General features: G+C 69.9%; 22 protein-coding genes. 10 read left to right on the top strand and 12 right to left on the bottom strand.

Annotated elements, in window-relative coordinates; translation table 11 throughout:
• Nucleotides 1-3 precede the first annotated feature (3 nt).
• Nucleotides 4-900 carry a sucrase ferredoxin gene (locus ACGFSB_RS29055; RefSeq protein ID WP_393405320.1) on the top strand — a complete coding sequence of 299 codons (897 nt, stop codon included), beginning with the start codon at nt 4-6 and terminating at the stop codon, nt 898-900.
• Here the strand turns inward: ACGFSB_RS29055 and ACGFSB_RS29050 are convergent.
• The 3 genes from ACGFSB_RS29050 to ACGFSB_RS29040 all read right to left on the bottom strand — a co-directional run bounded on the left by ACGFSB_RS29050 (nt 878) and on the right by ACGFSB_RS29040 (nt 3,741).
• The gene (locus ACGFSB_RS29050; RefSeq protein ID WP_393405318.1) at nt 878-1,408 is read right to left on the bottom strand and encodes a carboxymuconolactone decarboxylase family protein; all 531 of its coding nucleotides are present in this window, start codon (nt 1,406-1,408) and stop codon (nt 878-880) included. The two genes, ACGFSB_RS29055 and ACGFSB_RS29050, sit on opposite strands and share 23 nt — an antisense overlap.
• Nucleotides 1,409-1,469: 61 nt before the next feature.
• On the bottom strand, nt 1,470-2,315 hold the full coding sequence (locus tag ACGFSB_RS29045) for an endonuclease/exonuclease/phosphatase family protein (RefSeq protein ID WP_393405316.1): 846 nt from the start codon (nt 2,313-2,315) through the stop codon (nt 1,470-1,472).
• 130 nt (nt 2,316-2,445) lie between these two features.
• Nucleotides 2,446-3,741: a PAS domain S-box protein gene (locus ACGFSB_RS29040; protein ID WP_393405314.1), complete on the bottom strand. Its 1,296-nt coding sequence runs from the start codon at nt 3,739-3,741 to the stop codon at nt 2,446-2,448.
• 338 nt (nt 3,742-4,079) lie between these two features.
• Between ACGFSB_RS29040 and ACGFSB_RS29035 the strand changes: the two genes are divergently transcribed.
• Genes ACGFSB_RS29035 through ACGFSB_RS29025 form a run of 3 tightly spaced genes read left to right on the top strand, consistent with a single transcriptional unit; the run spans nt 4,080 to nt 8,829 of the window.
• Complete coding sequence (locus tag ACGFSB_RS29035; protein ID WP_393405312.1) at nt 4,080-5,453, top strand: acetyl-CoA carboxylase biotin carboxylase subunit family protein; 1,374 nt, start codon at nt 4,080-4,082, stop codon at nt 5,451-5,453.
• Nucleotides 5,450-7,459: a PEP/pyruvate-binding domain-containing protein gene (locus ACGFSB_RS29030; RefSeq protein ID WP_393405310.1), complete on the top strand. Its 2,010-nt coding sequence runs from the start codon at nt 5,450-5,452 to the stop codon at nt 7,457-7,459. The genes ACGFSB_RS29035 and ACGFSB_RS29030 overlap by 4 nt, the downstream gene beginning before the upstream one ends.
• Complete coding sequence (locus ACGFSB_RS29025; RefSeq protein WP_393405308.1) at nt 7,456-8,829, top strand: MFS transporter; 1,374 nt, start codon at nt 7,456-7,458, stop codon at nt 8,827-8,829. The genes ACGFSB_RS29030 and ACGFSB_RS29025 overlap by 4 nt, the downstream gene beginning before the upstream one ends.
• Here ACGFSB_RS29025 and ACGFSB_RS29020 read toward each other — a convergent pair.
• The 4 genes from ACGFSB_RS29020 to ACGFSB_RS29005 all read right to left on the bottom strand — a co-directional run bounded on the left by ACGFSB_RS29020 (nt 8,759) and on the right by ACGFSB_RS29005 (nt 12,401).
• Nucleotides 8,759-9,397: a hypothetical protein gene (locus tag ACGFSB_RS29020; RefSeq protein ID WP_393405306.1), complete on the bottom strand. Its 639-nt coding sequence runs from the start codon at nt 9,395-9,397 to the stop codon at nt 8,759-8,761. The two genes, ACGFSB_RS29025 and ACGFSB_RS29020, sit on opposite strands and share 71 nt — an antisense overlap.
• A 49-nt stretch (nt 9,398-9,446) precedes the next feature.
• Nucleotides 9,447-10,406, bottom strand: a complete 960-nt coding sequence (locus ACGFSB_RS29015; protein ID WP_393405304.1) for a PDR/VanB family oxidoreductase — start codon at nt 10,404-10,406, stop codon at nt 9,447-9,449.
• Nucleotides 10,407-10,412: 6 nt separating this feature from the next.
• Nucleotides 10,413-11,444, bottom strand: coding sequence for a Rieske 2Fe-2S domain-containing protein (locus ACGFSB_RS29010; protein ID WP_393405302.1), 1,032 nt, complete (start codon nt 11,442-11,444; stop codon nt 10,413-10,415).
• Between the two features lie 186 nt (nt 11,445-11,630).
• Nucleotides 11,631-12,401, bottom strand: a complete 771-nt coding sequence (locus tag ACGFSB_RS29005; protein WP_393405300.1) for an IclR family transcriptional regulator — start codon at nt 12,399-12,401, stop codon at nt 11,631-11,633.
• 189 nt (nt 12,402-12,590) lie between these two features.
• Between ACGFSB_RS29005 and ACGFSB_RS29000 the strand changes: the two genes are divergently transcribed.
• Together ACGFSB_RS29000 and ACGFSB_RS28995 are read left to right on the top strand one after the other, a co-directional pair.
• Complete coding sequence (locus tag ACGFSB_RS29000; RefSeq protein WP_393405298.1) at nt 12,591-13,214, top strand: hypothetical protein; 624 nt, start codon at nt 12,591-12,593, stop codon at nt 13,212-13,214.
• A 517-nt stretch (nt 13,215-13,731) separates the two neighbouring features.
• Entirely contained in the window at nt 13,732-15,051 is a 1,320-nt protein-coding gene (locus ACGFSB_RS28995) for an amidohydrolase family protein (protein WP_393405442.1), read from the top strand.
• A gap of 82 nt (nt 15,052-15,133) precedes the next feature.
• On the opposite strand, the gene ACGFSB_RS28990 is transcribed toward ACGFSB_RS28995, so the two are convergent.
• The 3 genes from ACGFSB_RS28990 to ACGFSB_RS28980 all read right to left on the bottom strand — a co-directional run bounded on the left by ACGFSB_RS28990 (nt 15,134) and on the right by ACGFSB_RS28980 (nt 19,238).
• Nucleotides 15,134-16,564 carry an MFS transporter gene (locus tag ACGFSB_RS28990; protein WP_393405296.1) on the bottom strand — a complete coding sequence of 477 codons (1,431 nt, stop codon included), beginning with the start codon at nt 16,562-16,564 and terminating at the stop codon, nt 15,134-15,136.
• A gap of 208 nt (nt 16,565-16,772) precedes the next feature.
• Nucleotides 16,773-17,567 (bottom strand): GntR family transcriptional regulator, encoded by a 795-nt coding sequence (locus ACGFSB_RS28985; protein WP_393405294.1) that lies wholly within the window; start codon nt 17,565-17,567, stop codon nt 16,773-16,775.
• A gap of 207 nt (nt 17,568-17,774) precedes the next feature.
• Entirely contained in the window at nt 17,775-19,238 is a 1,464-nt protein-coding gene (locus ACGFSB_RS28980) for an amidase (protein WP_393405440.1), read from the bottom strand.
• A 185-nt stretch (nt 19,239-19,423) separates the two neighbouring features.
• On the opposite strand from ACGFSB_RS28980, the gene ACGFSB_RS28975 reads away from it, so the two are divergent.
• Nucleotides 19,424-20,068 (top strand): TetR/AcrR family transcriptional regulator, encoded by a 645-nt coding sequence (locus tag ACGFSB_RS28975; protein ID WP_393405292.1) that lies wholly within the window; start codon nt 19,424-19,426, stop codon nt 20,066-20,068.
• Between the two features lie 50 nt (nt 20,069-20,118).
• Here ACGFSB_RS28975 and ACGFSB_RS28970 read toward each other — a convergent pair whose 3' ends face one another.
• Complete coding sequence (locus ACGFSB_RS28970; protein ID WP_393405290.1) at nt 20,119-21,096, bottom strand: GlxA family transcriptional regulator; 978 nt, start codon at nt 21,094-21,096, stop codon at nt 20,119-20,121.
• 69 nt (nt 21,097-21,165) lie between these two features.
• On the opposite strand from ACGFSB_RS28970, the gene ACGFSB_RS28965 reads away from it, so the two are divergent.
• The 3 genes from ACGFSB_RS28965 (at nt 21,166) to ACGFSB_RS28955 (ending at nt 24,134) form a co-directional block, all read left to right on the top strand.
• Nucleotides 21,166-22,176: an NADP-dependent oxidoreductase gene (locus tag ACGFSB_RS28965; RefSeq protein WP_393405288.1), complete on the top strand. Its 1,011-nt coding sequence runs from the start codon at nt 21,166-21,168 to the stop codon at nt 22,174-22,176.
• A gap of 222 nt (nt 22,177-22,398) precedes the next feature.
• Entirely contained in the window at nt 22,399-22,839 is a 441-nt protein-coding gene (nsrR, locus tag ACGFSB_RS28960; RefSeq protein ID WP_393405286.1) for a nitric oxide-sensing transcriptional repressor NsrR, read from the top strand.
• 95 nt (nt 22,840-22,934) lie between these two features.
• The gene (locus ACGFSB_RS28955) at nt 22,935-24,134 is read left to right on the top strand and encodes a globin domain-containing protein (protein ID WP_393405284.1); all 1,200 of its coding nucleotides are present in this window, start codon (nt 22,935-22,937) and stop codon (nt 24,132-24,134) included.
• A 65-nt stretch (nt 24,135-24,199) separates the two neighbouring features.
• Here ACGFSB_RS28955 and ACGFSB_RS28950 read toward each other — a convergent pair whose 3' ends face one another.
• Nucleotides 24,200-25,162 carry a zinc-binding dehydrogenase gene (locus tag ACGFSB_RS28950; RefSeq protein WP_393405282.1) on the bottom strand — a complete coding sequence of 321 codons (963 nt, stop codon included), beginning with the start codon at nt 25,160-25,162 and terminating at the stop codon, nt 24,200-24,202.
• Nucleotides 25,163-25,217: the final 55 nt, after the last annotated feature.

Raw genomic sequence — 25,217 nt, 5'->3', positions numbered from 1 at the left:
CCGGTGACTGCGACAGAACGCTTCTTCTGCGCCGATGCCGCCCGGACACACGGCGACCCACTCGCAGGAACAGCACCGCACGGCTCTGTCTGGATCCTCATCGAGTACCGGGGCGGCTGGCCGCCCAACGGCTTCGACGGCCTCCATCTCGAGCCCGACACCAAAAGGCTCCTGTTCTCCGCCGCCCAGGCGGTGCGGGCACGCGTGCTCCTGATCAGGCGGCACGGACGCCACAGCCTCGAAGGCACCCGGCGCTGGGCCGTACTGCGCTACGAGAGCTCCGGCGCCTACCGCCAGCAATGGGGCACATGGAGCCGTGACGAAGACTTGGCGGAGATCGTCGGCGCTCTCGGTGCCCCCGGAGAGCTCGGCCGCCCGCCCGTCGTACTCGTCTGCGCCCACGGTCAGCACGACACATGCTGCGCCGTACGCGGCCGGCCCGCCGGGCGCGCGCTGAGTGAGCGCTGGCCGGACCTGGTGTGGGAGTGCACCCATGTGGGCGGCGACAGGTTCGCCGCCAACGTCGTTGTCGCGCCCGACGGTGTCTATTACGGCGGTCTCGATGCCAGGTCGTCGGTAGCGACGGTCGAGGAGCATCTGGCCGACCGTATCCACGCAGAGTACTTGCGCGGATATACGGATCTCTTCCCGCCGCAGCAGGCCGCTGTCGCAGCCGTACTCGAACGTTTCGGCGCGGCCGGCCGTCATGACTACGCGGTGATCGGGACTTCTCGCGACGGCGACCATTGGCGGGTCCGCATCACCGGCCGACCGCCTCGTCCGACGGTTGTGGACGTCGAGGTGCGCTCCCACCGCGCACCGCCACGTCAGCTGACCTGCCGTGGACTGTCAATGAGTTCCGCCGTCGTCTACGAGGTCACTTCGATCCGCGTCGGCTGAGCCCGTTCTCCTGGCCCTCGATCGTCACCTCGAAGGTGTTGAGGAAATCGCAGATGAGTTGGTAGAAGCCCACGGTGATGACGAGGTCCGCGAGCTGATTCACTGTCAGGAAGGCCAGCAGCTCGTCCCGCTCGGCCTCATCGAGGGTGTGGTGGGCGAGCAGCCGGTCCGTGGCGGCCAGGACGGCGGCTTCGGGGCCGGAGAGTTGCGCGACCGAACCGGTCTCAGCGGCGGCGAGCGCCTCCTCCCCCAGTCCGACGAGGCGAGCGGCTCTCTCATGGTGGTGAACCTCGTAGGCCGCTCCGTAGACTCGGCCGACCCGCACAACGGCGAGTTCGCGCAAGGTGTCCGGCAGCGAGTTCCGCTGCAGAACCGCCTCCCCGAGGGTCAGTAGGCCTGGCGCCAGAGCCGGTGAGTGCATCATCATCCGGAAGACGTTGAGCGAGCCGCGAGCAGTCACCGCCTCCTGTAGTTCCACGGGCAGTGTCGACAGATCCGGATACTCCATGTCAGCTCCGTTCGAGAAGGGCGACGCGCCCGGCGTCGCGGTTTCGCCGAAGAGGGCGGGGCTACGTCGGCCTCAGGTCGGCGTGCACCGGATCGTGGTCCGAGTACGGGGTGGGATGCACACCCTGCTCGAGCGGGACGAAGCCTCGCAGGAAGATGTAGTCGAACTTGCTGTGCCAGTCGGTGGTCGTCTCGCAGGTGCCGGTGGCCGCCGGAGCGCACTCGGGGTCCGCATCCGCGGCCAGGCTCCACATCCCGCTGAGTTCGGGGGCATCCGGCACCGCGTTGAAGTCGCCGAGAACGATCGTGCGGTCGTGCCGGGCGACCTCCGCCTCGAGTACGCGGGTCTGTTTCGCTCGGACCGCTTCTTGACTTCGTTGGGCCAGGTGCGTGTTGAAGACCCGGACGGGGCGGCCGTCGACTTGGGTGGTGACTGCCATGTACCCGCGGTCCTCGGAACCGCCGTCGGGGTATTCCACGTTCACACGGTCTGTCATCGGTGCCGCCGAGAGGACCGCCTGGCCAAAGCCGCCCGGACTCCACGGCACTCCCCCGCAGCGGCCCCAACTGTGCAGAACCGAGCCGTACTCGACGTGGTAGTCGAGCCCGTACAGGTACTGCAGATGATCCCGGATCCCCTCGACGTCACGCACGCAGGCTTCTTGCAGGCCGACCACCTGGGGCGCGTACGTGGCGATCTCCGCCGCCCGGCCGACGTTGTGCCCGCTCTCGTTGCAGGGGTTGCAGATGTTCCACGTCATGACCCGGTTCGGTACGAAATCTTTGGGTGCGTCGGCCGGCAGTGGCTTGGCGATGTGGGCACCGTCCGGTGCGCTGGGGCCGACGAGCGCCACGCAGGCCACGATCATGGCGGCCGCGAGCCATCGCGCGCCGATTCCGGTCACCATCTCCTCCTCAGTGTGGAGACACACGGCGTCGCATGAGGTCTCCCTGCACGAGGTTATGGGACGGGTCGTCCGCGGCACATGAGGACGGCACCATCCGGCCGTGACCGGGCCGGCCGGACGGCCCGTGGCCTCAGACGGCGCTGAGCGGATGGGCCGCCGTGGCGGAGCGTGGGGGCCAGGCGCGAGGCGCCAGGATGCCGAGGACGTAGGCGCGGGCGACGAGGGCGGGGCGGGTCGTCGCGCCCAGGAGTTGCCGCAGGCGGCTGAGGTGGTAGTCGACCGTCTGCCGGGACAGCTTGAGCGAGGTGGCGATGTCGCTGTTGCTGCTGCCTTCCGCCAGGAGGGAGAGGATGCGGATCTGCGCGGCGGTGAGCGATGAATGGGCCTCGTGGGCCAGGCTCTCGTGGGTGACTACGGCCCAGACGTGCCGGGCCCTGGCGGCGGAATGGCCGATCGTCGTCAGGTGGAGCTGCGCGCGGCGCTGCAGTCCCCGGGCGTCGACGAGCACCGCGGACGTCTCCACCCGTCTGACGCGGCGGGCTATCAGGCTCTTCCACCGGCGGTGCAGCCGGTCGAGGTCGGGCTCGCGGGCGAGCAGGGTGTGTGCGCGGCGGCCGACCAGGTCGGGCAGGTTGAGGTGGAACAGCTCAGCGGCCGCCGCGCTCGCCTCGACCACGCGTCCGTTCGCCGAGAGGAGTGCGCAGGCTAAGCCGCTGTGGTCGCGCAAGGCCCGCAGATTCTCCTCGGCCTCCTGCCGCTGGACCATGGCGCGCAGGTGGTCCGTGACATCCACGTAGATCCCCGCGACGCAGGTCTGCGCGTTCTCTCGTACGGGGAAACGGTGGCCCACAGCCCGGCCCGCGCTGCCGTCCTGGCGTCGGTAGCCGAGGGTGTGGCGCACCGGCGTGCCGCGGGTGAGGATCTCTCGGTCGAGGGCGCGGAACTGGTCGGCGTCGGCGGGCGCGTCGAAGTCCTCGATGCACCTGCCGACGACTTGCTCCGGGACGGTGCCGTAAAGGTGTGCGTAGGCATGGTTGGCCCACAGGTAGCGTCCCTCGCTGTCCCGGATGAAGGCAGCGGCCGGGGCCAGGTCCACGAGGTCAGCGAAGGCGGCGTATCCGCGCGGGGCATCGGCCTGGGCGTCGACCTCCACCGCGAGGCCCCGCGTACGGCTATGGGGTTGGCGGTCGTCCACCGGCCAACTGACGTCGAAGGTGCGGCCGTCGAACCGGGCCTGCCAGCGGCCGTCATCCGGCAGATGCCCCGGGGCCGAGAGTTCCTGACGCATCCGGTCCAGGAAGCGCTGCGCCGTGCCCGTGTCGGCGAAGGCACCGCCTCCCCGCTCAAGGACCTGCCACGGCTCGTCGACTTCCCACCAGAACACGGGAAGCTGCTCGAGCAGTGCCTTGAGGCTGGAATCGTCCACAGGGGTCTCCGTCCGTATATGACCGACTGACGCACAGTCACAGCGCAATTGGATATCCCGAACCGGTCCCGCGCCTGCCCGGTTCTCGGCCGAAGTGGCGAAGCGGAACCTTCGAGGTGCCCCAACGCGGTCTGCGACTCAGGCATTTGCCTGAGTCCCGGGCGCCCACGGTGGCGCTGCGGGTGCGTGCGGCCTGGTCTCCTTGAGTGAGCGGGTGAACACGCCCCGCGACACATGTGCCGGGAGACTCCCCGGGCTCTACAGGCATCACCGATACATGCGGCGATGCGCACCCACGTACCCACGTACCACCCACGAACAATTGGAGACGAACTTCAGTGAGCAAGGTGCTGTTAGTACATGCCAAGGGTGGTCCGCCGCTCGGCCACGTCCTGTCCCGGACGGCCGCGAGGGCGGAAGTGCACCTGCTGGCTCTCAGCGCTCTTCCTCCCACCGTGGCCGGCTCCGCCCGGAGTCTGTGCGCCTCGGTCGTGACGCCGGCCGACGCACAGCGCTCCGACCTGGTGTCCCTGATCGTCTCGGAGGCCGAGGCCATAGGCGCGGACGCGGTGCTCACCTTCTCCGAGTACGCGGTCGTGGCCGTCGCCGAGGCGTGCGAGGCGCTCGGCCTCGCGGGCGCGGGCGGTGCCGCCGCGCTCGCCCGTGACAAGCGCCTGATGCGGCGCACCTGGCAGGAACACGGCCTGCCACAGCCCGAGTTCCGCCCCGTCGCCACGGAGGCGGACCTGCATGCGGCGGCTGCGTCCCTGCCCTGTCCGCTGCTCCTCAAGGCCGCCTGGAGCGCGGGGTCCACTGCGCACCAGATCATCCGTTCCCCGCACGAGGCGTCCGCCGCCTGGTTCCGCTCCCGTCAAGTGATGGCCGACTCGGCTCAGTTGGGGTACGCGGAGCTTCATGTGGCCGAGGCCGACGCGGACTTCGTGGTCGAGCAGATCGTGACCGGCACCGCGCCGGACTGGTTCGAGGAGCCCGGCTGGGGTGACTACGTCAGCGTCGAGGGCGTAGTGGCGGACGGCACCTTCCACCCGGTCTGCATCAGCGGCCGGATGCCCACGGTCGAGCCGTTCACCGAACGCGCGGGCATCACCCCCGCCCTGCTGTCCCAGGATGCCCAGGACCGGGTCGTGGCCCTCGCGCGCCGGGCCGTCGACGCCCTGGGACTGCGCGACTGCGGTACCCACACCGAGATCAAGCTCGGCGCGGACGGCAGCATGTGGCTGATCGAGACGGCCGCCCGGTTCGGTGGCGCGATGACGGTGCCGCAGATCGAGGAGGTCTTCGGGCTCGACCTCGTCGGTATGCTCGTCGACCAGCTCATCGGGCGCCCGGTGGAGTGGCCCGAACAGGCCCTCACCCCGGCGCAGGCGCGCGGCGCGGCGGGCTCTCTCGTCGTCCTCGCGGTCGACGGCCGGGGCGACGCCTGGCAGGACCGCAGGGTCTGGGACTTTCCCGTGGTCTCGGCGGACGTGCCCCTCAGCCGGGGCAGCCGGCTGTCGGTGGTCGCCGAGAGTTCACTCGCCGACGGCAGCGTAGTGCCCGTGTACGACCAGGCCGCTGGTGCCAACACCATGGCGGCCCTGTGCCTGCTGTCCGCCGCCGACCCGCGGACCGTGCTCCGCGACTTCGAGACCCTGGTGGACGCTCTTCCCCAGGTGCTGCCGGCCGCGCGGCCCGCGGAGGTTTCAGCATGACCGCCCAACTGCTCACCGGTGCCGCCGAACCGACCACCGACCGCACGGTCGTCGGCGAGAACCTCTCCCTGCCGCTGTTCCGTTCGCTCTCCGGCGTCCTGGCCGGTCACCCCTACCTCAAGGTCGTCGTCGACCGTGCCGAGCACACCTGGCACCTGCTCGACACCGCCGCGCACCCCTTCCACGTCGACTACATCGCCACCCGCGTCCTCGGCATGGAACTCACCGCCCTGGACGCGGATCTCGACGCGTTCAACGCCTCCGTCTACATGGACCCCGGGCGCCGTTTCCTGCTCGGGGTGCTGTCCCTGCACACCGAACAGGAAGCGGACAGCCGCGAGCGCACCTTCCTCGTCCTGGAGACGACCGAGGCCGACACCATGCACGGTGAACTCCTCGACTCCTTCTACGAGTTCGTACGCGCTCGGGTCGACGGGAGGCTGCCGCTGCTGCTCAAGCCCGCCAACCACGGGCAGGAGGAGGCGCTTGCGGCGATCAGTGAACTGCGTGTGCCGCGCATCCTGAGCCATGAGCTCTTCGGCTCCAGGGCACGGACGCCGCTGAACGTCGGCGAGGCCACCGGGCGGCTGCGATTCTTCCGTACGCGCGAGGAGTACGCGGCGGCGGAGGCCGGGCTCGGCTGGGCGGACATCGTGGCCATGCCGTGCCTGCCGGACGACGTGCCCCGGGTGGCCGGATTCCTCAACACCGCGCCGATCACCCCGCTCTCGCACACCAACGTCCTCGCCTCCGGCTGGGGCATACCCAACGCGATCGTGCGCGACCTGCCCCAACTCGTCGAGAAGGACGGCCTGGACGGCGCGTGGGTCCGCTACCGGGTACGCGAGGACGAGATATCCCTGGAACGGCTTGACCACGAGCCGACCCTGCGAGCTCCGGCCTGGCACCAGCAGCGCATACGCCTCGAACCGCCCCTGCTCGAAGACGCCCCCGTGCTGGCCCTGCACCGGCTGCGCAGCACCGACCGCGACCGGTACGGCACCAAGGCGGCCAACCTCGGCGAGCTGCATCACGTACTCGACAGTCGCACGGCCGACCTGAGCGCCTTCTACGGTCGGCCCCGCCCGCCGCGCGCCGACCTCTACGGACACCTCGCGGCCCGCCTCGGCCTGAGTGCGCCAACCGCCGGTGAACTCCGCACCAGGGCAGCCGAGTTCGTGGCCGGTGCGGTCGATGCCCCCGAGGGCGTCGCACTCCCCTTCGCGCTCCAGCAGCGCTTCCTCGCCTCTTCCCCCGCTCTCCAACAGGGCATCGGTAAGCTCAAGATGGCACTCGAACTCGACGCCACCGACGTCCTCGACTCGCTCTGCCTGCAACTCCAGAACCTGATCCGGCACACGCCCGTCCCCGAGGCGGTCTCCCGGCAGATCGGCCAGGCCTTCCCCGCCGCCGCTGCCTCGCGCGGGCGCCTGGTGGTGCGCTCCTCTTCCAACGCCGAGGACCTTCCGGGGTTCTCCGCGGCGGGCGTTTACGACTCCGTCGTCACCGTCCGCGGCACCGGCGAACTCCTGGACGCCGTACGCCAGGTGTGGGCCTCCCTGGTGTCGCCCCGCAGCGTGCGCCTCCGCCACCAGGTCGGCATCTCCCTGGACGACACCTACATGGGCGTGATCATCCAGGAGTACGTGCCCGCCTCTCTCGGCGGCGTCCTGGTGACCTGCAACCCGACCCGCCGCGAGGACTTCCGCAACGTCTACCTCAACTGCTCCCCCGGCTCCCCGGAGCAAGTGGTCGACGGCTCGGTCCTGCCGCAGCAGTACCTGTACAACACCGTGGAGGGCGGCGGCCGCACCGTCGCCCTGGGCTCCTGGGGTGACGGGCTTCCCGCAGCCACCCGCGCCCGCCTCGCCGACCTGTCCCTGACCGGGCGGCTCCTGCAGTCCCACTTCAGTGGGGCCGACGTGGACAGGCCGCTGGACATCGAGTGGCTGATGACCGAGCGGGGCGACTTCCGGCTTGTCCAGATCCGCCCGTACGCGCTGTGAGGCCGCGCTCCGCCCGAGCGGGGTCGGATGCCGGTCTGACGGACACCGCCCGCCGCGTCATCCGCCTCAACTACGGCTTCCAGCTGCTGTTCAACCTGCTGTGGTGGATGCCGGTGTTCTACGCCTACCAGAAGGCGGCCGGGCTCTCGGACGGGCAGATCTTCGGCATCCAGAGCATCTACTACGTGGCCTTCTGCCTGTTCGAGATCCCGACCGGCCTGATCGCCGACCGGATCGGCACCCGCAACTGCCTCCGGGCCGGAGCGGTGGTCATGACAGCGGCGAACCTGGCTCCGGTGGTCAGCGCCTCGTACACCGGCTTCCTCGTCCACTTCCTGGCCATCGCGGCGGGCCGTTCGCTCACCTCAGGGGCGGCGAGCGCCTATCTCTACGACGGACTTCGGGCCGAGAAGTGCGACGAGCACTACCTCAAGGCGGAGGGCACCGCACGAGCCCTGGGGCTCGCGGCGAAGGTCGTGTGCTGGCCGCTGGTCGGGCCCTTGATGGCCATCGCCCACGCCGCCCCGTACGTGCTCAGCGCCGCCAGCGCGGCGGGCTCCCTCGCCTGCGCCGTCGCACTGCCCCGGCTCGCGGGAGCGAACAGTGATACGAGGAAGGCGGACGGCGGACGCAGGGGCGGCGCGTTCCTGCGGGACGCGGGTTCCGCGCTCCGCTGTGTCGCCTCCTCGCGGTGGCTGGCCCTGGTGATGGTGCAGGGCGTGGCGGTCTTCACGCTGTCCCGGATCTGCCAGGTCAACCTCTTCCAGCCGATCCTGCTCGACCACGGCATCGCAGAGGCCTCGCACGGTGGGGTGCTTGCCGCGATGACAGTGGCAGAGGCGGTGGCTTCGGCCCGCCCTCAGTGGCTGAGCCGTCGTCTGCCACCGGTCGCCTGGGTCTCGATCCTCAGCGTCGTACTCGCGGGCACCTTGGCGGCCATGGCTCTGGGTGGACCGTGGGTGGTCGTCGCACTGCTCTGCCTGTTCGCCGCCGCGACCGGCTTCGCGTACCCCATCCAGCGCAAGCTGGTGAACGACGCGGTGCCCGCGAACGCCCCGCGCGCCACGCTCCTTTCAGTCGAGAGCATCGTGGACCGCGGGGTGTGCGCACTGGCCGCGGTCGCCGCGGGCGCCTATCTCTCCGCCGGGCACCTGGACGCCCTGCTGTGGCACAGCGCACTCGCGACGGCGGTGCTGCTCGGGGTCTTCCAACTGCTTCTGCGCAGCGGGGTGGTGAGGCGGGGGCGGGGAGCACACCCCCGGGAAGCAGAGGTCCCTGAGGCCGTGGTGCGGACTTCGATCAGCGGGAGTGCCGGCCCAGGAGTTCGACCAGCTTCACCGGGAGGAAAGCGGGCCGGTGGGCCCGGTTGACCTGGTACGCCACGAAGCCCAGCGAGGAGGCCACGGTGACCTCCTCGGCCGTCTCCGCCTGGTAGACGACTCGGCAGCGGCCCGAGTCCGCCTTCGCGCGCTGCCAGAGGGTGGGGGCCGGTTTGCGTTCAGTTTCGGTGCGCGGAGTGCGGATCCGGTCGCCGAAGTCCTTCCAGGCGAAGGGCGCGGAACCCTGCCACGTAGCGTCGACCTCCTTCTTCAGCCTGGCGGCTCGCTCGGTGTCGGTCGTGCCCCAGGAGGGCGGAACATTGGTGATGAGGCCGACCTGGATGTGGCGTTCGCGCAGGGCGCGCAGGTAGGAGGCCGCGCCGGGCTGATAGCCGGTGCGGCCGTCGTCGGCGGTGTGTACGAGGGTCTCGCCCAGGTCGAAGTACACGATGGGGCAGGCGCGTTCGGTGCCGGCGCGTGCGGCGGAGGCCGGGCCCGTGACGCCGATCGCGTTCCCGGGCACAGCCGCACTCGCCGTGGCGCAGAGCACGGTCGACACGAGGGCTGCGCCCAGCGTGAGGCTCGCACGGACCGAGCCCGTGGAGGCGGATCTGTTCAAGGCGTCGCCCTTCTCTTCGTTCTCTTCTTCTCTTCTTCTCTTCGTCGGATCACAGATCCAGGACCAGGCGCGGGCAGGCGGCGCGTGAGACGCAGATGAACATCGTGTCATTGCACGCCTGTTCAGCGGAGGTGAGTAGGGAATCGCGGTGGTCCACACGACCCTCGATGACCACGGTCTCGCAGGTGCCACAGGTGCCCTCCTGACACGAGCTCAGGACCTGCACGCCTGCCTCCTCGACACTCTGAAGGACGCTCTTGTCCGGCGCGACGGTCACCGTGATGCCGCTGCGGGAGAGTTCCACCTCGAAGGAGTTCGAAGCGGTGTCGTCCAGCCGCGCCTTCGGCGCGAACCGCTCGGTGTGCAGCGTACCCTCCGGCCAGGAAGCACTCCGCTGCTCGACCGCGTTGAGCAGCGGCTCGGGACCGCAGCAGTAGATGAGGGTGTCGGCGGCGGGGCTGCCGAGCAGTCCGTCCAGGTCGAGGAGGCCGGTCTCGTCCTGGGGGCGCAGCTCCACCCGGCGAGGGTGGTCCTTGGTGAGCTGCTCGGCGAAGGCCATGGTGGCGCGGTTCCGCCCGCCGTATACCAGCCACCAGTCGGCTCCCCGCTGGTCGGCGGCGGCGATCATCGGCAGGACCGGAGTGATGCCGATACCGCCCGCGATGAACAGGTAGCGGGGGGAGTCGATCAGCTGGAAGTGGTTGCGAGGGCCACTCACCCGGACCGTGTCGCCCTCGGCCAGCGTGTCGTGCACGTACTGGGAGCCGCCCCGGCCCTCCGGCTCGCGCAGCACGGCCACTTGGAGCAGGGCTGCGTCCCCCGGGTCGCCGCACAGCGAGTACTGCCGCACCAGGTCGGGGCCCAGCATCAGGTCGATGTGGGCGCCTGGGCTCCACGCCGGCAGCCGCTCGCCGACGGGATGGGTCAGGCTGAGCCGGACGACGCCTTCGGCGAGGGACTCCTTGCGCACCAGGGTCAGGTCGAGTTCGTCCGACCGGTCCTGCGTCACGGCCCCCTACTCCTGGGCCAGGCGAGCGAGAATGCGGCGGGCGGCAAGTCCGCCCGTGTCGATGTTGATACTCAGCTCCTGGTAGCCGTCCGGCTCGGTGTCCAGGGACTTCTGCAGCACATTGAGGGCGACGACGTCCTGCATGACCACCGTGTGGTTGTTGCCGTGCAGGAACTCGCTGACGTCCTGGTCGTCGAGGGCGAAGTCGCGGGCCACGGCCCAGAAGTCGTACGCCGTCTTCTCCGTCGAGGGGGTGATGCCGTAGACGACCTCCACGTGGAAGGCAGACGGGTCGCTGCCGTCCGCATTCGGCCCGGCTGCGCCGACGGGCGCGATGCGCGAGTGGAGCAGGTAGAGGCAAGGTGCGTGGTACTCGATGTCCTGCCAGCGGCTGATGCGGCCCTCGATGCCCGTGGACCTGGCGTAGAACGGAGGGCACTCCGCGTCGTCCATATGCCGACTGACATGGACGATGGCGGCCTTGTCGTCGACCTCGGTGGTGATGGGTGTCTCGGCCACCTCCGGTGTGCCGATGTAACCGCCGTGCAGGTACGTCTCGTGCGACAGGTCCATGAGGTTGTCGACGAGCAGGCCGTAGTCGCTGTCGATCGGCTCCATGCCCGACACCACGGTGTACGCGGGCGAGTCCATCCACGGAGCGCGGGGCGGCAGCGTCTCCCCCGGTTCACGGTCACCGATCCACACCCATACGAAGGAGTCCTGCTCGAGCACCGGGTACGTCTTCAGGCGCGCTGTGCGCGGGATGCGCTGCTGGCCGGGTACGAAGACGCAGCCACCGTCGGTGTCGTAGGTGAAGCCGTGGTAGCCGCATACGACGCGGTCGCCGTCCAGTCGGCTCGGCGCCTGCGACAGCGGGAAGCGCCGGTGCACACAGCGCTCAGACATCGCCACCGCCCGGCCGCCCTCGGTGCGGTACAGCAGGATCGGCTCGCCCAGTACGGTGCGTCCGAGCAACTCACGCCCTACCTCGCGTTTGTAGGCGGCGATGTACCACTGGTCGCGTACGAAAGCAGTCACGGTCGTTCCCTTCGGGGTGGCACGTTCGGTGCGTGTGGTGCCGGGGGCCTGGCAGCGTTCCGGGAGATGGGGACCATCGTGGGGGCGGCGCCCATGGGGCGACAGAGGGCTTTCCGGATGCCGGGAAACAACTGCGTGGCGTCGGCCGCGCTGTCGTACGGAGACTCAGGCTCAGGACGGCGCGGTTCAGACCTGCGGAGTGGTCATGGCGCGGGACATCGCCCGAGCGCTCGTACACACGAGCCGGGCCAGCGCTTGCGCCGAGGTACTGCCATGTCGTACGACCAGCGATACCGAGGCGATCACCGCGCCGCCCCGGTATACCGGCGCGGCGACCGACACCGCGTCCGTCGTGACCTGGCGGTCGCTGACCGCGTAGCCGTTGGTCCGCGTCTCGGCCAACATGCGCCGCAACGTACGCGGATCGGTGACCGTGTCCGGCGTGAAACGCTCAAGACGTCCCGCGAGCGTCTGCTCCTGCACTTCAGCAGGGGCGTGTGCGAGCAGGACAAGGCCGACGCCGGTGGCCGTGAGAGCGAAACGCCCGCCCACGCGCGTCAGCACGGGCACCGCACCGGATCCCGCGATGCGCTCGACGAAGACGACCTCTGTACCCTCGCGCACCGCGAGCTGAACGTTCTCGCGGGTGATCTGGGAGAGGTCCTCCAGGAACGGCAGAGCCCGCTCACGCAATCCCTGTCCGCGCGGTGCGAGGGAGGCAACTTCCCACAGCCGCAGGCCGACGCGGTAGCACCCCTTGTCACCGCGCTCCAGCGCTCCCCAGGCGATGAGATCGCCGAGCATCCGGTGCACGGTCGACACCGGAAGCCCGGATCGCCGGGACAGCTCGCTCAACGTCATCTCCGGGCACTTCGCGCTGAACGCCCCGAGAATCCGCAGAGCGCGGCCCAGCACGGGCCCGGTACCCGAATCGGAGCTGCGGCCGCGGTTCGCCATCGGGCCTCCTTCGTCCGCCGGCGGGCACCAGTACGTAGCTTCCGCTGCCCGCACATGAGTTACTGCTGTTGCATGGTAGGCAGCCAGCATGCAGGGGTGCACTCAGGTGTGCCCTTACCCAGGGGTGCTCCGTCGTGAGCACAACCCGCCACCCGCACGGCCGCGTGCGCTCACCTAAAGGTCACTGTCATGTCAGACGTTCAGCCGGAACCCGCAGGAGTGCAGGCCCAGTACGCCGCCCGCGTAGCCGTGGACCTGGAGACCAACCGCCAGGAACAGGAACGCGTCGGGGCGGAGGTGGCAGCGTTGCAGGAGCAGTTGCAGGCACTGGAGAACGACCACGCGGTGTTGCTGAGCATGAAGCAGGCGCTGGGCTCCACCGGCACCGCGGCGGCCGTCGCCAAGAAGGAGTCAACTCGCGCGTCAACCCGCGAGAAGGCGGTACCCGCCCCGCGGGCAAGTGCGAAGGATTCCGATGCGGCCCGAACGAAGAAGCCCACCAAGAGCTCTCCTGCGACCGCGGCGAAGAAGCCTGCCGCGCCGGCAGCCGGGCCGACCCTGGTCGAGCTGATCGACAACCACCTCGGCCGGCAGATCGAACCGCGCTCCGCCGCCGAGATCACCGCCGCACTCGCCGAGGACCGCCCCGGCCGCACCATCAAGACCACCGTCGTGCGCACCACCGTGGAGGGCCTGGTCGCCAAGGGCCGGGCCCAGCGCACCAAGCAGGGTTCCTCCGTCTTCTACACCTCGGCCTCCCCGGCAGAGAAGGCCGCCGCACCGCAGCCGGAGGCCGACGCCAAGTTTCGGTGAGGTTACGCCACTTCAGGCACGCCAGGTGTAGGGGTTGACCTGGGCTTCGGTGGCCGTGGGTGGCAGTTGCGCCACCTGCCCCTCCAGTACGTGAATGTCGTATGCCGGAAGTCTTGTTCCACGCGCGACGGTAGTTCTAGGGTCGGGCCACCCTGCACGACCGGCCTCGCGTACGGCTGATATCGGGTCCTGCCGTACGTACGGCACACCGCTGTCGCCCGCACGCCGAGCCCGGAGCGTGCGGAGTGTACGGAGGCGCGATGTGCGGTCATGCGAAGTACGGAAGCGGGCGAGTGGGTTGGCGAGCGAGCAGCGGGACGAGCAGTCAGCAGAGCAAGGGCAAGAGCGGGCGGATCGGGTGGAGCTGCCCGGCAGACGTGGGTTTCTCGTCGGGACGGGTCTTGTGGGTGCCGCTGGGCTCATCGGGGCCGCAGCAGCTGGGAGCGCCGCCGCGGCCACGGGCGCGAACAGCGCCGGGCAGGCGAGCGGGAAGGGCGGGGGCGGCTCTCCCGGTGGGCTGCGGGCGGAGCAGCTCAAGGGTGCCAGGAAGCTGCTCGTACCGGAGCTGTTGTTGCTGCCGGAGGGTCCGAAGCGTGGGCAGGCCGTGCTCGTCGAGGGGAGGAAGTTCCGGGCGGTCGGTCCTGCGAGCGAGCTCATCGCCGCGCATCCCGATCTGCACCCGGTGCGCCTTGACGGGCACTTGATCATGCCGGGCTTCGTCGACGCGCATCATCATCTGACGCAGAGTTTCGGCAAGGCCCAGTCGTTCGGGCAGCCTTCGGAGATCTTCAAGACGATATGGGAGCCGCTGGAACACGCACTCGACGAGGAGAGTGCCTATGTGTCGGCGAAGTTGGCCTCCCTTGAGGCGCTGCGTGGCGGCTTCACGACGGTTGCCGATGCCGGGACACGGGCGCCGGTCGATGTGGCCGTGGTGGCGAAGGGAACGGAAGAAACGGGTATCCGGTGCGTACTGTCCAAGGTCGTTTCTGACGGGAAGGGCGGGCCGGAACATCTCGGTCGGTGGGAGGCGCATCCGCTGATCCATCCCTCGCTTGCCATTCCCGTGCCCGAGGACGCGTCCGCGGAAATCATCAAGCGGACGGCGGACCTGTGCCGCGAGGCCGACGCCGTGTTCCAGATCCATGTCAATGAGCATCTGGCTTCCGTGGAACGGTCGTTGAAGAGCGTGGGGCGGCGCCCGGTCGAATATCTGCGGCATCTTGGGGCGCTCGGTCCGCACACGCTGGGTTCCCATGCCACGCTGCTCACGCCGGGCGAGATGCGGATGCTGGCCGACTCCGGCGCGGCCATCAGCTACAACCCCGTGGCCAGTGCCTGGAAGGGCAACGCCGTCGCTCACGCCACCATGCTGGCCGCGATGGGGGTGCGCTTCGGTACGGGCACTGACGGGACGCGCGGCGACGGGTTCCGCCTCGTCGACGCGGCGGAGACGGCCCAGCGGCTTGCGTACGGCATGGCGTCGGGGGATTCCTCGTGCGGCGCTGGGCGGATGTGGCTGGAGCACGCGACGTCGCTCAGCGCTGACGCGCTCGGCCTCGGCAAGGTGACCGGGGAGATCGCGGTGGGCAAGGCCGCTGACTTCCTCGTCGTGGACGTGAACGTCCCTGAGCTCACTCCCTCGTGGGATCTGGAGTGGGAACTGGTCCGGCTTTCCAACCGTGACCAGATCACCGCCGTGGTGGTCGACGGCAAGCTGCGGCTGTGGGAGGGCTGGCCACTGGACTGGGACGGCCCCGCGCTGGTGGCGCGGGCGGCGAAGGTGGGTCCCGAAGTGGTGGCCCGCGCGAAGCTGCAGCGCGTGGAGCCGCGGTAGTAGCCGGTCGGGGCGCGGCCCGCCGTGGCCTCCCGTACCTCCGTACGCACCCCCGCACCCGCGCACCCGCGCACCCGCCGAATCATCGTCCCGGCGGAAGCCACCTCGCGACAGCCAGCGCGATCAGTGTGATGGCGGCGGCCAGGGTCAGCGTCGCGGAGTGCAGGCCCGCGGTGAACGCGTCGACGACCGCCGTGTGCAGGTGGGGGCCGGAGGTACGGGACGTGGCTTCCGCGACCGTCGTGGGCCGGCCGGGCCCCGACAGCGCGGAGGGGAGGCGAGCCGTGAAGACGGCGGTGGTGATGGTGCCGGTGACGGCGATGCCGACGGCACTGCCCAACTCCCTCGCGAGGCTCTGCAATGCGGAACCGGTGCCCGCCCTCTCGGCGGGCAGCGCACTCATCATGGCGTGCGAGAGCAGCGGGCTCGCGGTGCCGCAGCCGAGCGCGGTGAGTCCGGCACCCATGGCGTAGAGGGCGTACGGGGTACGGGCATCGGCGGCTGACACCACACACAGCCCGGCGGCCAGTACCAACATGCCGATGAGGACGGTGCCGCGTCGGCCGCACACCCGCTCGAGCAGCAGGCCGATGCGCGGCCCCGCAAGGAGTGCCGCGGCCATCGGCAGCAACCGCAGTCCGGCTTCGAGCGGCCCGTACCCCTTGGCGTACTGGAGGTACTGGCCGTTGAGGTAGAAGAGGCCGAACATGCCCGCGAAGAGCGCGGCCATCCCCACCGCACCCGCCCGTACAGCGGGCCGCGCGAAGAGGCGCGGGTCCAGGAGCGGGTCGCGGGTACGCAGTTCGTGCCGGACCCACGCGGCAAGCAGCACCACCGCCAAGGTGCAGGCGAACAGGACCGGCGGGGCGCTCCAGCCTGCTTGCGGACCGGAGACGATCGCGTAGAGCAGCGCCAGAAAACCGGCGGTGAGCAGGGCGCCCGCGAGCGGCGCGGCAGGGCTCGGACGGCGGGCGGTGACGGGGGCCACGGCGGCCACCAGGAGCAGGGCGCACAGGGCGAGCGGGACCAGGCAGAGGAAGAGCGTGCGCCAACTGCCGTACTCGATGGCGGCGCCACCGCCCACGTTCCCCAGTACGGCGGCGAGCCCCGTCATGGACGCCCACAAGGCGACGGCCTTGCGCCGCGCCCGGTCCGGCAGGCCGTCGACCAGCAGGGCGAGCGTGGTGGGCAGTACGGCGGCGGCGCCGACCCCGCTGATCATGCGCCCTGCGATCAGAACGGTGATGTGCGGGGCACCGGCGCAGATCACCGCGCCGAGGGTGAACACTCCCATGCCGCACATGAGCGTTCCCTTGCGGCCTCTGCGATCGGTGAGCGCGCCGGCGGGGACCAACAGGCAGGCGAACATGACGACATAGCCGTCCACCACCCACACCACTGCCTGAGCCGAGGGGCGCAGCGCGTCGGCGGACAGGTCGGGGATGGCCAGATTGACGGCGGAGACCATGCCGATCACCAAGGTGACGCACAGACACATGGCCAGCGATGTCAACGCGGGCGGATGCTTTGGGAGTTGGTGTGGGTGTGGGTGTGCGGGCCCGTAGGCGGCAGGGGCAGTATCGGCGGGATCGGCGTGATCCAACAGGACCTCCGTAGAAGGGCCGGGCACGGCACGTCACCACGCGTGCCTGATACGGCGCCGGCACCTCGTCACGGTGATGTGTCCGCGCCTGCGGTGCCGTGCGTGCCCCGCGATGCCGTTACAGCAGGGAGCTGTCGGTGCTCTTCGCCCGGTCGAGAGTGGCGTGCAGTGTCAGTCGGTCCCCGCGCAGATGGAGGAACTCCAGGTCGGCTGGGCGGCCGTCGGCGAGGCGGGTGAGGCGTTCGACGGCGAGGATCGCGCCGCCCTCGGGCATCTCCAGGACCGCGCAGGTCGCCGGATCGGCGACCGTGGCGTGGACGGACACCTCGGCCGAGCCGAGCGGCATGTCCGCCGCGGCCTCGATCAGATCGAAGACGTCGTGGTTCTCCAGCGTGTGCGGCGTCTTCCTGGCGCGCGCGAGGAGGGGCTCCCCCACCTCGGGGATGAGATAGGTGCAGTCCAGGGACAGAGGGATGCCGTCCACCCGGCGCAGCCGCTCCAGATAGACGGCCTGGGCCCCTTCGGGCAGGCCCAGGCGGCGGGCGACGGTGAGCGGCGGACGTAGGGCGCGGGCTTCGCGCACCTCGTTGACGACGGCGCCGTGCTGCTGGAGCACCTCGGCGAGTCCCGACAGTTCGCCGAGCGGATGCTCGTAGGAGCGGCCGATCACGACCGTGCCCACGCCCCGGCGGCGTTCGACCAGCCCTTCGTCGCGCAGGACGCCCAGGGCCTCTCGGACGGTGTTCCGGGTGGCGCCGAACTCGGCGATCAGGGCTCGCTCATCGGGCAGTACGCCACCTGGAAAGGCCCCGCACATGACCTGCCTGCGCAGCACGCTGGCCACTGTCCGGGCCCGGTCGGCCCGTGTCAGTGGCGCGCCGGACCCGTTACCGCTCGGCTTCGGATCGCGCATGGCTCCCTCAAGGTGAATACGTCGGTGTCCGGCGCGGGGAATGCCTCGCGCCGGACACCGACGTTAGGTGAGCTTTGTTGCCGCGAAGTTACGCCACCCCATGTGACCTGCGATGATGCTGTGACCTGGAGCTTTGCGGAGGTGGCTGGTCGGGTGCGCCACCAGCCCTGGGAAAGCGCGATCTCCGGACCGGTGAGTGAGCACTCCTCAGTGACCCGCGTGGTCCCCTGCCCACACCGTGGGGGTCCGGCCCGACCACGGGCTTGCCTGTTCGAGTTGTCCGGCGAGGCGGAACAGGCGCCCTTCGAGCCCGTATCCGGTGGCGAACTGCATGCCGATCGGGAGCCCCGTCCCGGCATCGGCTGTCACCGGCACGGACATGGCGGGCGTACCCGCCACATTGAACGCCGCGGTGAACGGTGAGAGGTCGAAGATGCGGCGAAGCCAGCCGAGGCCGTCCAGCGCCTCCGCACCCTCGGCGTGGGTACCCAAAGGCACGGGAAGCTCCGGCAAGGTCGGGGTGAGCAGCACGTCGTGAGTGCCGAAGTACCGTGCCAGGCTTCGAGCGACCCGGTTCCGGACGGCGAGAGCGGCGACGAACTGGGCGCCGCCGACCCGCCGCCCGTAGTGGTAGCCGGCAAGGGTCACCGGCTCGAGGGTCGAGGAGTCGATGGGCCGGTCGAAGGCCGCAGCCAGCTCGTCGACCGACGCCGTGAGATTCGCCGACCACTGACGGGCGTTGGCCAGGACGAACTCCTCCCAGTCGGCCCCGAGTCCGACCTTGACCTCCTCCACCTGATGGCCGAGGGATTCGAGCAGATGCCCGGTGCGAGAGAGAGCGTCGGCCACCGGTGTGGTCGTACGGCGTCCGCCCCACGCCTGGGTGAGGACACCTATCCGCAGCGAGCCCGGGGGGCGGGCCACTTCATCGGCGTACGGCCGGGAAGGCTCCTGGGCGAAGTAGGGGTCACCCGGTTCCGGGCCGCGGATCCGGTCGAGCAGTGCCGCGCTGTCGCGAACCGTCCGGCTGACGCTGCCGTGCACGGCCAGGCCGTTGAAGACCTCGTCGAAGTCGGGGCCCATGGAGACCCGGCCACGGGTGGGCTTCAATCCGAAGAGGCCGTTGTAGGCGGCGGGGATGCGGATCGATCCCGCGGCATCGGTGGCGTGTGCGACGGGGACCACCCCGGCGGCGACAGCCGCGCCGGCGCCCCCGCTGGATCCGCCCGCGCTCCGCTCCAGGTTCCACGGGTTGCGGGTCGCGCCGTACAGCACGGGTTCCGTCGTGGTGCTGTAGGCCATCTCCGGGGTCGCGGTACGCCCGAAGGTCACGAGTCCTGCGCGGCGGAAGCGCAGCATCAGGGAGGAGTCGGCGCCGGCGACATTACCGACGGCGAGACGGCTGCCCAGTTCCGTTCGCCTTCCGGCCATGGTGACCGCGATGTCTTTGATCAGGAAAGGGACCCCGGCCAGCGGTGCACGGCCGCTGCCCGTGCCGGGGGTGGGCTCGTCGTCCGTCGGCCAGGTCTCCACGATGGCGTTGATCTGCGGGTTGACCGCCTGCGCGGCCTCGCGTGCGGCCGCTTCCAGTTCGGCGGGGGTCACCTCACCCTTGGCCACCAGCTTCGCAAGCCCGACCGCGTCGAAGCTCACGTACTCGGCAATGCTCACTGCCATTCCCCTCACACTCCTCTCTCAGTGGAAGAAATCGATACCGTCGAGTACCTAGTGATACCGATCGGTATCGCATGGAACGGAGTGGTACCGTAGCAGGGCGTGCAGCAAGGTGTGCGGCAGAATGTGAGGGCCCTCAACGGAACCGCCCCGCCCAATGGACCGGACGTCACGGAGCAGTCATGGCATCGACCACCAGAAGGCCGAGCAGGGTGGCGAAACTGCCGCCTCGTGAGCGCATCCTCGACGCGGCGGAGGAGCTCTTCCAGAGCGAGGGCATCCGGCGGGTGGGCGTCCAGGCAATCGCCGAGCGGGCCGAGACCACCAAAATGGCGATCTACCGCCACTTCGACACCAAAGACGCGCTGGTCGCGGAGTGGCTGCGGATCGTCGCAGCCGACTACCGCGCGGCCTTCGACCGGGTCGAGGCCGAACACTCCGGCCACCCCAGGGAACAGATCCTGGGCCTGGCCCGCTTCATCGCCGAGGGACTGCCTGAAATCTCGCACCGGGGCTGCCCGTTCATCAACTCCATCGCCGAACTGCCCGACCGCTCCCATCCCGCACGGCAGGTGATCGAGGATCACAAGGCGCACCAGACCCGCAGACTGGTCGGCATGTGCACCGAGGCCGGGCTGCCCGACCCCGAGCAGGCCGCGGCCGAAATCACCTTCGTACTCGAAGGCGCGCAGGTCAGTACGCAGAACGGAAGCATCGATCAGGTGGGCGATCGAGTCATGCGGATCGTCGAGGAGATCACGGATCGACACCGCTCCCCCCGCGACGCGCCCCGGACGGACACCGACCGACCGCCCCGAGCCGAGTGAGGGCCGGTTCAGAATTCGGACGCCGAGCAGACGCACCGTCACATGGCGGCTCAGCCGGGTCGTACCGCCTGAAACGTCTTCCGGTACGCCTGCGGCGACACCCCGATGGCCGCCTGCAAATGCTGCCGCAGCGACGTCCCGGTCGCGAAGCCGACCTCTGCCGCGACCCGGTCGACCGCCAGATCGCTGGACTCCAGCAGATGCCGGGCCCGGTGCACGCGCTGCTGGATCAGCCACCGGCCAGGGCTCATGCCCGTCTCCTCCTGGAAGCGGCGCGCAAAGGTGCGCGGGCTCATCCGGGCGTGCGCGGCCAACTCCCGCAGGGCGAGCGGCCGGTCGAGGTGCTCCAGGGCCCAGGCGCGGGTCGCGGCGGTGCCGGTGGCACCCTCGTCCGGTATCGGCTGCTCGATGTACTGAGCCTGGCCGCCCTCCCGCCACGGTGGCACGACACAGTGCCGGGCGACCCGGTTGGCGACCGCGCTGCCATGGTCGGAGCGCACCACGTGCAGGCACACGTCGACACCGGACGCGGCACCCGCCGAGGTGAGCATGTCGCCGTCGTCGACGAACAACACGTCCGGATCCAGGGCGACATGGGGGAACATGCGCCGGAAGTCGTCCGCGAGCGCCCAGTGCGTCGTCGCGGGCCGTCCGTCGAGCAGACCGGCCGCGGCGAGTGTGAACGCCCCCGTGCAGATGGACACGAACCGAGTGCCGGGCCTGACCCGGGCGAGCGCGTCGCGCACGGGCTCCGACAGCCCGGCGGTGATGCTCCGCAGGTCGTAGGGCGGCAGGACCACCGTGTCCGCGCTCTCCAGCACCTCGGGGCCGTGCCCGACAGTGATGCTGAAGTCGGCGTTGGTGGCCACTGTGCGGTCGTCCGTCGCCGCGCAGGTCACCACCTCGTAGGCCCCGGGGACCAGGGGGAAGACCCGGTTCGGGATGCCGAGCTCGAAGGGGTAGACGCCCTCGAGAGCGAGGACGACTACGCGGTGCGGGCGATCGACAAGGAATTCCATCGAGGTCATGGCACGATCCTATCGCTTAATGTCTATCTTGCCATTGCCGAGGTCAGGCCCTTGGCGCAGGCTGGGTCCATGACCACGAACACCACTTCTCAGCCCACAGAGCCGACCGGGCCGACGCAGACCGCCCAGTCGGGCCGACCGACCATGAAGGCCATCAGCCAGGACGTCCTGGGCGACCCCGACGTACTGAAGGAGGTCGAGGTCGCGCGCCCGAAGCCCGGCGTCGGCCAGATCCTCGTCGCCGTGCATGCGGCGGGCGTGAACCCGACCGACTGGAAGCACCGCAAGCTCGGCTACTTCCTGGGCGAGCCGCCGTTCACGCTCGGCTGGGACGTGTCGGGCGTCGTCGAGGCGGTCGGCATCGGCGTCTCACTGTTCACACCGGGCGACGAGGTGTTCGGTATGTTGCCGTACCCGTACGGAGCCGGTTCGCACGCCGAGTACGTGACCGGGCCCACCCGTGCCTTCGTACGCAGGCCTGACAGGCTGAGCCACATCGAGGCGGGCGCGCTGCCACTGGTCGCGCTGACCGCCTGGCAGGCCCTCGTCGACAACGCCCAAGTGGAGGCAGGCCAGCGGGTGTTGGTTCATGCGGCGGCCGGTGGCGTAGGCCATGTCGCAGTGCAGATCGCCAAGGCTCGCGGGGCGTACGTCATCGGCACGGCCTCCGCCGCGAAGCACGACTTCGTACGCGGCCTGGGCGCGGACGAGGTCATCGACTACCGCACCGCCGACTTCGTGGAGGAGGCCCGCGACATCGACGTGGTCCTCGACCCGCTGGGCGGCGAGGACCGGCTGCGCTCCCTGGAGGTGTTGCGGCCCGGCGGCATCCTGGTGTCGATCCTGCCCGGCAACTTCGACGAAGTCACCGAGCGCGCCGCCGAGTTGGGCGTGCGGGCCACGGACATGCTGGTGGAGCACGATCAGGCGGGCATGACAGCGATCGCGGCACTCGCCGAGTCCGGACAGCTGCGGGTCCACGTCTCGGACACGTACCCCCTCGCCGAGGCCGCCAAGGCCCACGCGGAGGGCGAGACGGGCCGCGTCACCGGAAAGCTCGTACTCACAGTCCGCCCGTAGGCGCGCGACGAGCCCTGGGCCCTGCCGGTACATCCGTGATCGTCAGAGGCCCAGGCCGCCGCGCCGCAGGGCTCGTACCGCCAGGCCGCCGCACCGCCAGGCCACCGCACCGCAGGGCTCGTACCGCCAGGGCTCGTACCGCCAGGGCTCGTGACGCACTCCACGCGGTCACGGTGACCACATAACGCGAATCCAATATTCGTATTTGGTAACCTCCTGACTGTGAGACTGACAAAGTTCACCGACCTTGCACTGCGTTCCGTCATGCGCCTTGCGGTCTGCGCCGATGACGAGCTGCTCACCACCCGCGAGGTGGCCCAAGCCATGGACGTGCGGCATACGCACGCGGCGAAGGCGATCACGCGCCTGCAACACCTCGGCGTGGTGGAGGCCCGCCGCGGCCGTGGTGGCGGCCTTGCTCTGACCGACCTCGGCCGGCGGGCCTCGGTAGGCTGGCTGGTACGTGAGCTCGAAGGTGAGGGTGAGGTCGTCTCCTGCGACGACCCGCCGTGCCCCCTGCGTGGAGCCTGCCGCCTGCGGCGCGCACTGCGCGATGCCCAGGAGGCGTTCTACGCCACGCTCGACCCGCTGACCGTGGGCGATCTCGTCAGCTCGCCCACCGGCCCGGTCCTGATGACCCTCACCGGCCCGCCGCCGCAGTAGTCGAGCCCTGGCCCACGCTCCCGGGCGACACCGCCCACGGGACGCGGTCACACACACATTTAAATGCGCATACTAGATACCACTTAGGAGCCGCAGTGCTTTCCGAGCAGTCCGCCCCCGTCATCCGGGCCACCCTTCCGACTGTCGGAGCCGCCATCGGGAACATCACAGAGTTGTTCTACCGGAAGCTGTTCGACGCCCACCCCGAGCTGCTGCGGGACCTGTTCAATCGCGGCAACCAGGCCAACGGGGAGCAGCAGAAGGCGCTGGCCGGCTCCATCGCCGCGTTCGCGGGCCTGCTCCTCGAGAAGCCGGACATCCGCCCCGACACGATGCTCGCGCGGATCGCGCACAAGCACGCGTCGCTCGGTATCACCTCCGGCCAGTACAAGATCGTCCACCGGCATCTCTTCGCGGCGATAGCCGAGGTGCTGGGCGACGCGGTCACTGACGAGGTCACCGCGGCCTGGGACGAGGTCTACTGGCTCATGGCCAACGCGCTGATCGCCCTCGAAGCGCGCCTCTACCAGGAGGCGGGCGCCGCGGAGGGCGAGGTCTGGCGGCGTATGGAGATCGTTGAGCGGTGTCAGGAGACACCCGATGTCGTCTCCTTCCGTCTGCGGCCCACCGAGGGGCGGCCCGCTGCCGCCTTCCGGCCGGGCCAGTACGTCAGCGTGCGGGTCGAACTCCCGGACGGCGCCCGGCAGATCCGCCAGTACAGCCTCTCCTCCGCTCCCGGTCGGCAGGATCTGCGCATCAGCGTCAAGCGTGTCCGTGCCCGCGACGCGGCAGGGCCGGAGGGCGAGGTCTCGGCATGGCTCCACGAACACGCACAGCCGGGCGACGCGCTCACCGTGTCGGCGCCCTTCGGCGACTTGGTCCTGCCCGAGGGTGACGGCCCACTCCTTGTGGCGTCCGCCGGGATCGGCAACACGCCCATGCTCGCCATGCTCGACCACCTGGCCGCCACCGGCTCCGACCGCCCCGTCATCGCGGTCCACGCCGACCGCTCCCCCACCGACCACGCGCACCGGACTGAGCAGCTCGACCTGGTGCGGGCACTGCCCAACGCCCGGCACCATCTCTGGTACGAGGTGCCGGGCGACCAGGAGCCGACGGCGGCCGTCGGTCAAGCCGACGTGAGCGGCCTGGAACTCCCGGCAGACCTGACGGCCTACCTGTGCGGGCCGCTTCCGTTCATGCGGGCGGTGCGCGGCGACCTGCTGGAGCGCGGCGTGCCCGCCGAGAGGATCCACTACGAGGTCTTCGGCCCGGACCTCTGGCTGGGCCAGTAGAAGCCGATCCCGTACGGGGAAGAAACCCACGCAGGTGGGGAGCACGGTCTATGGCGTCAGACGGTCTACGGCGTCAGCACGATCCGGCCGAAGACCTCACCCGCGTCCATCTTCTGGTGCGCCAGCACGGCTTTGTCCAGTGGCAGCACCTCGTGCACCACCGTTTCGATCTCGCCTCGGCCAGCTGCGTCGAACTGCTCGCTGCGCACGACATGCAGGTCGGCTCGGGCAACGGTGTCTACGCTGAAAGTCGCGAAGGACATCGACTTCTGAAAAGCCGCCACCATCCTCGTACCGAAGTCCGCGGGCGGCTGACCTGCGACAACGCCCACGGCCACCATCCGTCCTTTCGGGTTGAGTCTGTCGAAGAACGACGGCATGTCCTTGCCGGCCACAATGTCGATGATGACGTCATAGCCCACTGGAGCCTCCTCCCCTCCGTCGCCGGAACGGCCCAGCACGTGGGTCGCCCCGAGACGGACCAGCCGCTCGCCGCGCTCGGCCGACGATGTCGTCACCGCCACCGCGGCGGCACCACCGCGAGCCGCGAGCTGCACCGCCATGATCCCGATACTGCCGGCCGCGCCACGCACCAGGACTGTCTCGCCGGGAGCGAAATGGGCGTGGCGGAGCGCGAAGTGGGCCACCGCACCGGAGTTTCCGAGCGTCATCGCGTCGACGGCGGACAGGCTGCTGGGCAGGGGAAGGATCTCCTCGACGGACGCGTTGACCTGTTCGACGTAGCCTCCGCCGGTGCCGGTGAAACCCCACACTCGTCGGCCGATCCACGACGCGTCGACGTCGTCCCCGACCGCGGTCACGGTGCCCGCCACCTCGCTGCCCGGGATGTGGCCCTCCTTGAATCCGTAGGCGGCCAGAGCCCCGCTGCGGATCACGGTGTCGACACCACCGACGCCCACCGCCTCGGTGGCTATCAGCACCTGCCCGGCGGCAGGTGTGGGCACCGGCAGGTCGACAACAGCCAGACCTTCAGGGCCTCCGTACGTCTGGATCACGATCGCCTTCAATGTCGTCTCCACTTCTCAGACCGCTCAAGCACGATGCCGCGCGCCCCGATGATCT

Origin of the sequence: Streptomyces sp. NPDC048441 (assembly GCF_043200235.1) — a bacterium.
Classification (GTDB): domain Bacteria; phylum Actinomycetota; class Actinomycetes; order Streptomycetales; family Streptomycetaceae; genus Streptomyces.
The sequence above is the reverse complement of the archived record's forward strand: the minus strand, read 5'-3'. Positions and strand labels throughout refer to the sequence as shown.

Coding starts and splice junctions, on each gene's coding strand:
- ACGFSB_RS29050 (WP_393405318.1), bottom strand. CDS start 1,408: ATGGAGTATCCGGATCTGTCGACACTGCCCGTGGAACTACAGGAGGCG.
- ACGFSB_RS29045 (WP_393405316.1), bottom strand. CDS start 2,315: ATGGTGACCGGAATCGGCGCGCGATGGCTCGCGGCCGCCATGATCGTG.
- ACGFSB_RS29030 (WP_393405310.1), top strand. CDS start 5,450: ATGACCGCCCAACTGCTCACCGGTGCCGCCGAACCGACCACCGACCGC.
- ACGFSB_RS29005 (WP_393405300.1), bottom strand. CDS start 12,401: ATGGCGAACCGCGGCCGCAGCTCCGATTCGGGTACCGGGCCCGTGCTG.
- ACGFSB_RS29000 (WP_393405298.1), top strand. CDS start 12,591: ATGTCAGACGTTCAGCCGGAACCCGCAGGAGTGCAGGCCCAGTACGCC.
- ACGFSB_RS28985 (WP_393405294.1), bottom strand. CDS start 17,567: ATGCGCGATCCGAAGCCGAGCGGTAACGGGTCCGGCGCGCCACTGACA.
- ACGFSB_RS28975 (WP_393405292.1), top strand. CDS start 19,424: ATGGCATCGACCACCAGAAGGCCGAGCAGGGTGGCGAAACTGCCGCCT.
- ACGFSB_RS28970 (WP_393405290.1), bottom strand. CDS start 21,096: ATGACCTCGATGGAATTCCTTGTCGATCGCCCGCACCGCGTAGTCGTC.
- ACGFSB_RS28965 (WP_393405288.1), top strand. CDS start 21,166: ATGACCACGAACACCACTTCTCAGCCCACAGAGCCGACCGGGCCGACG.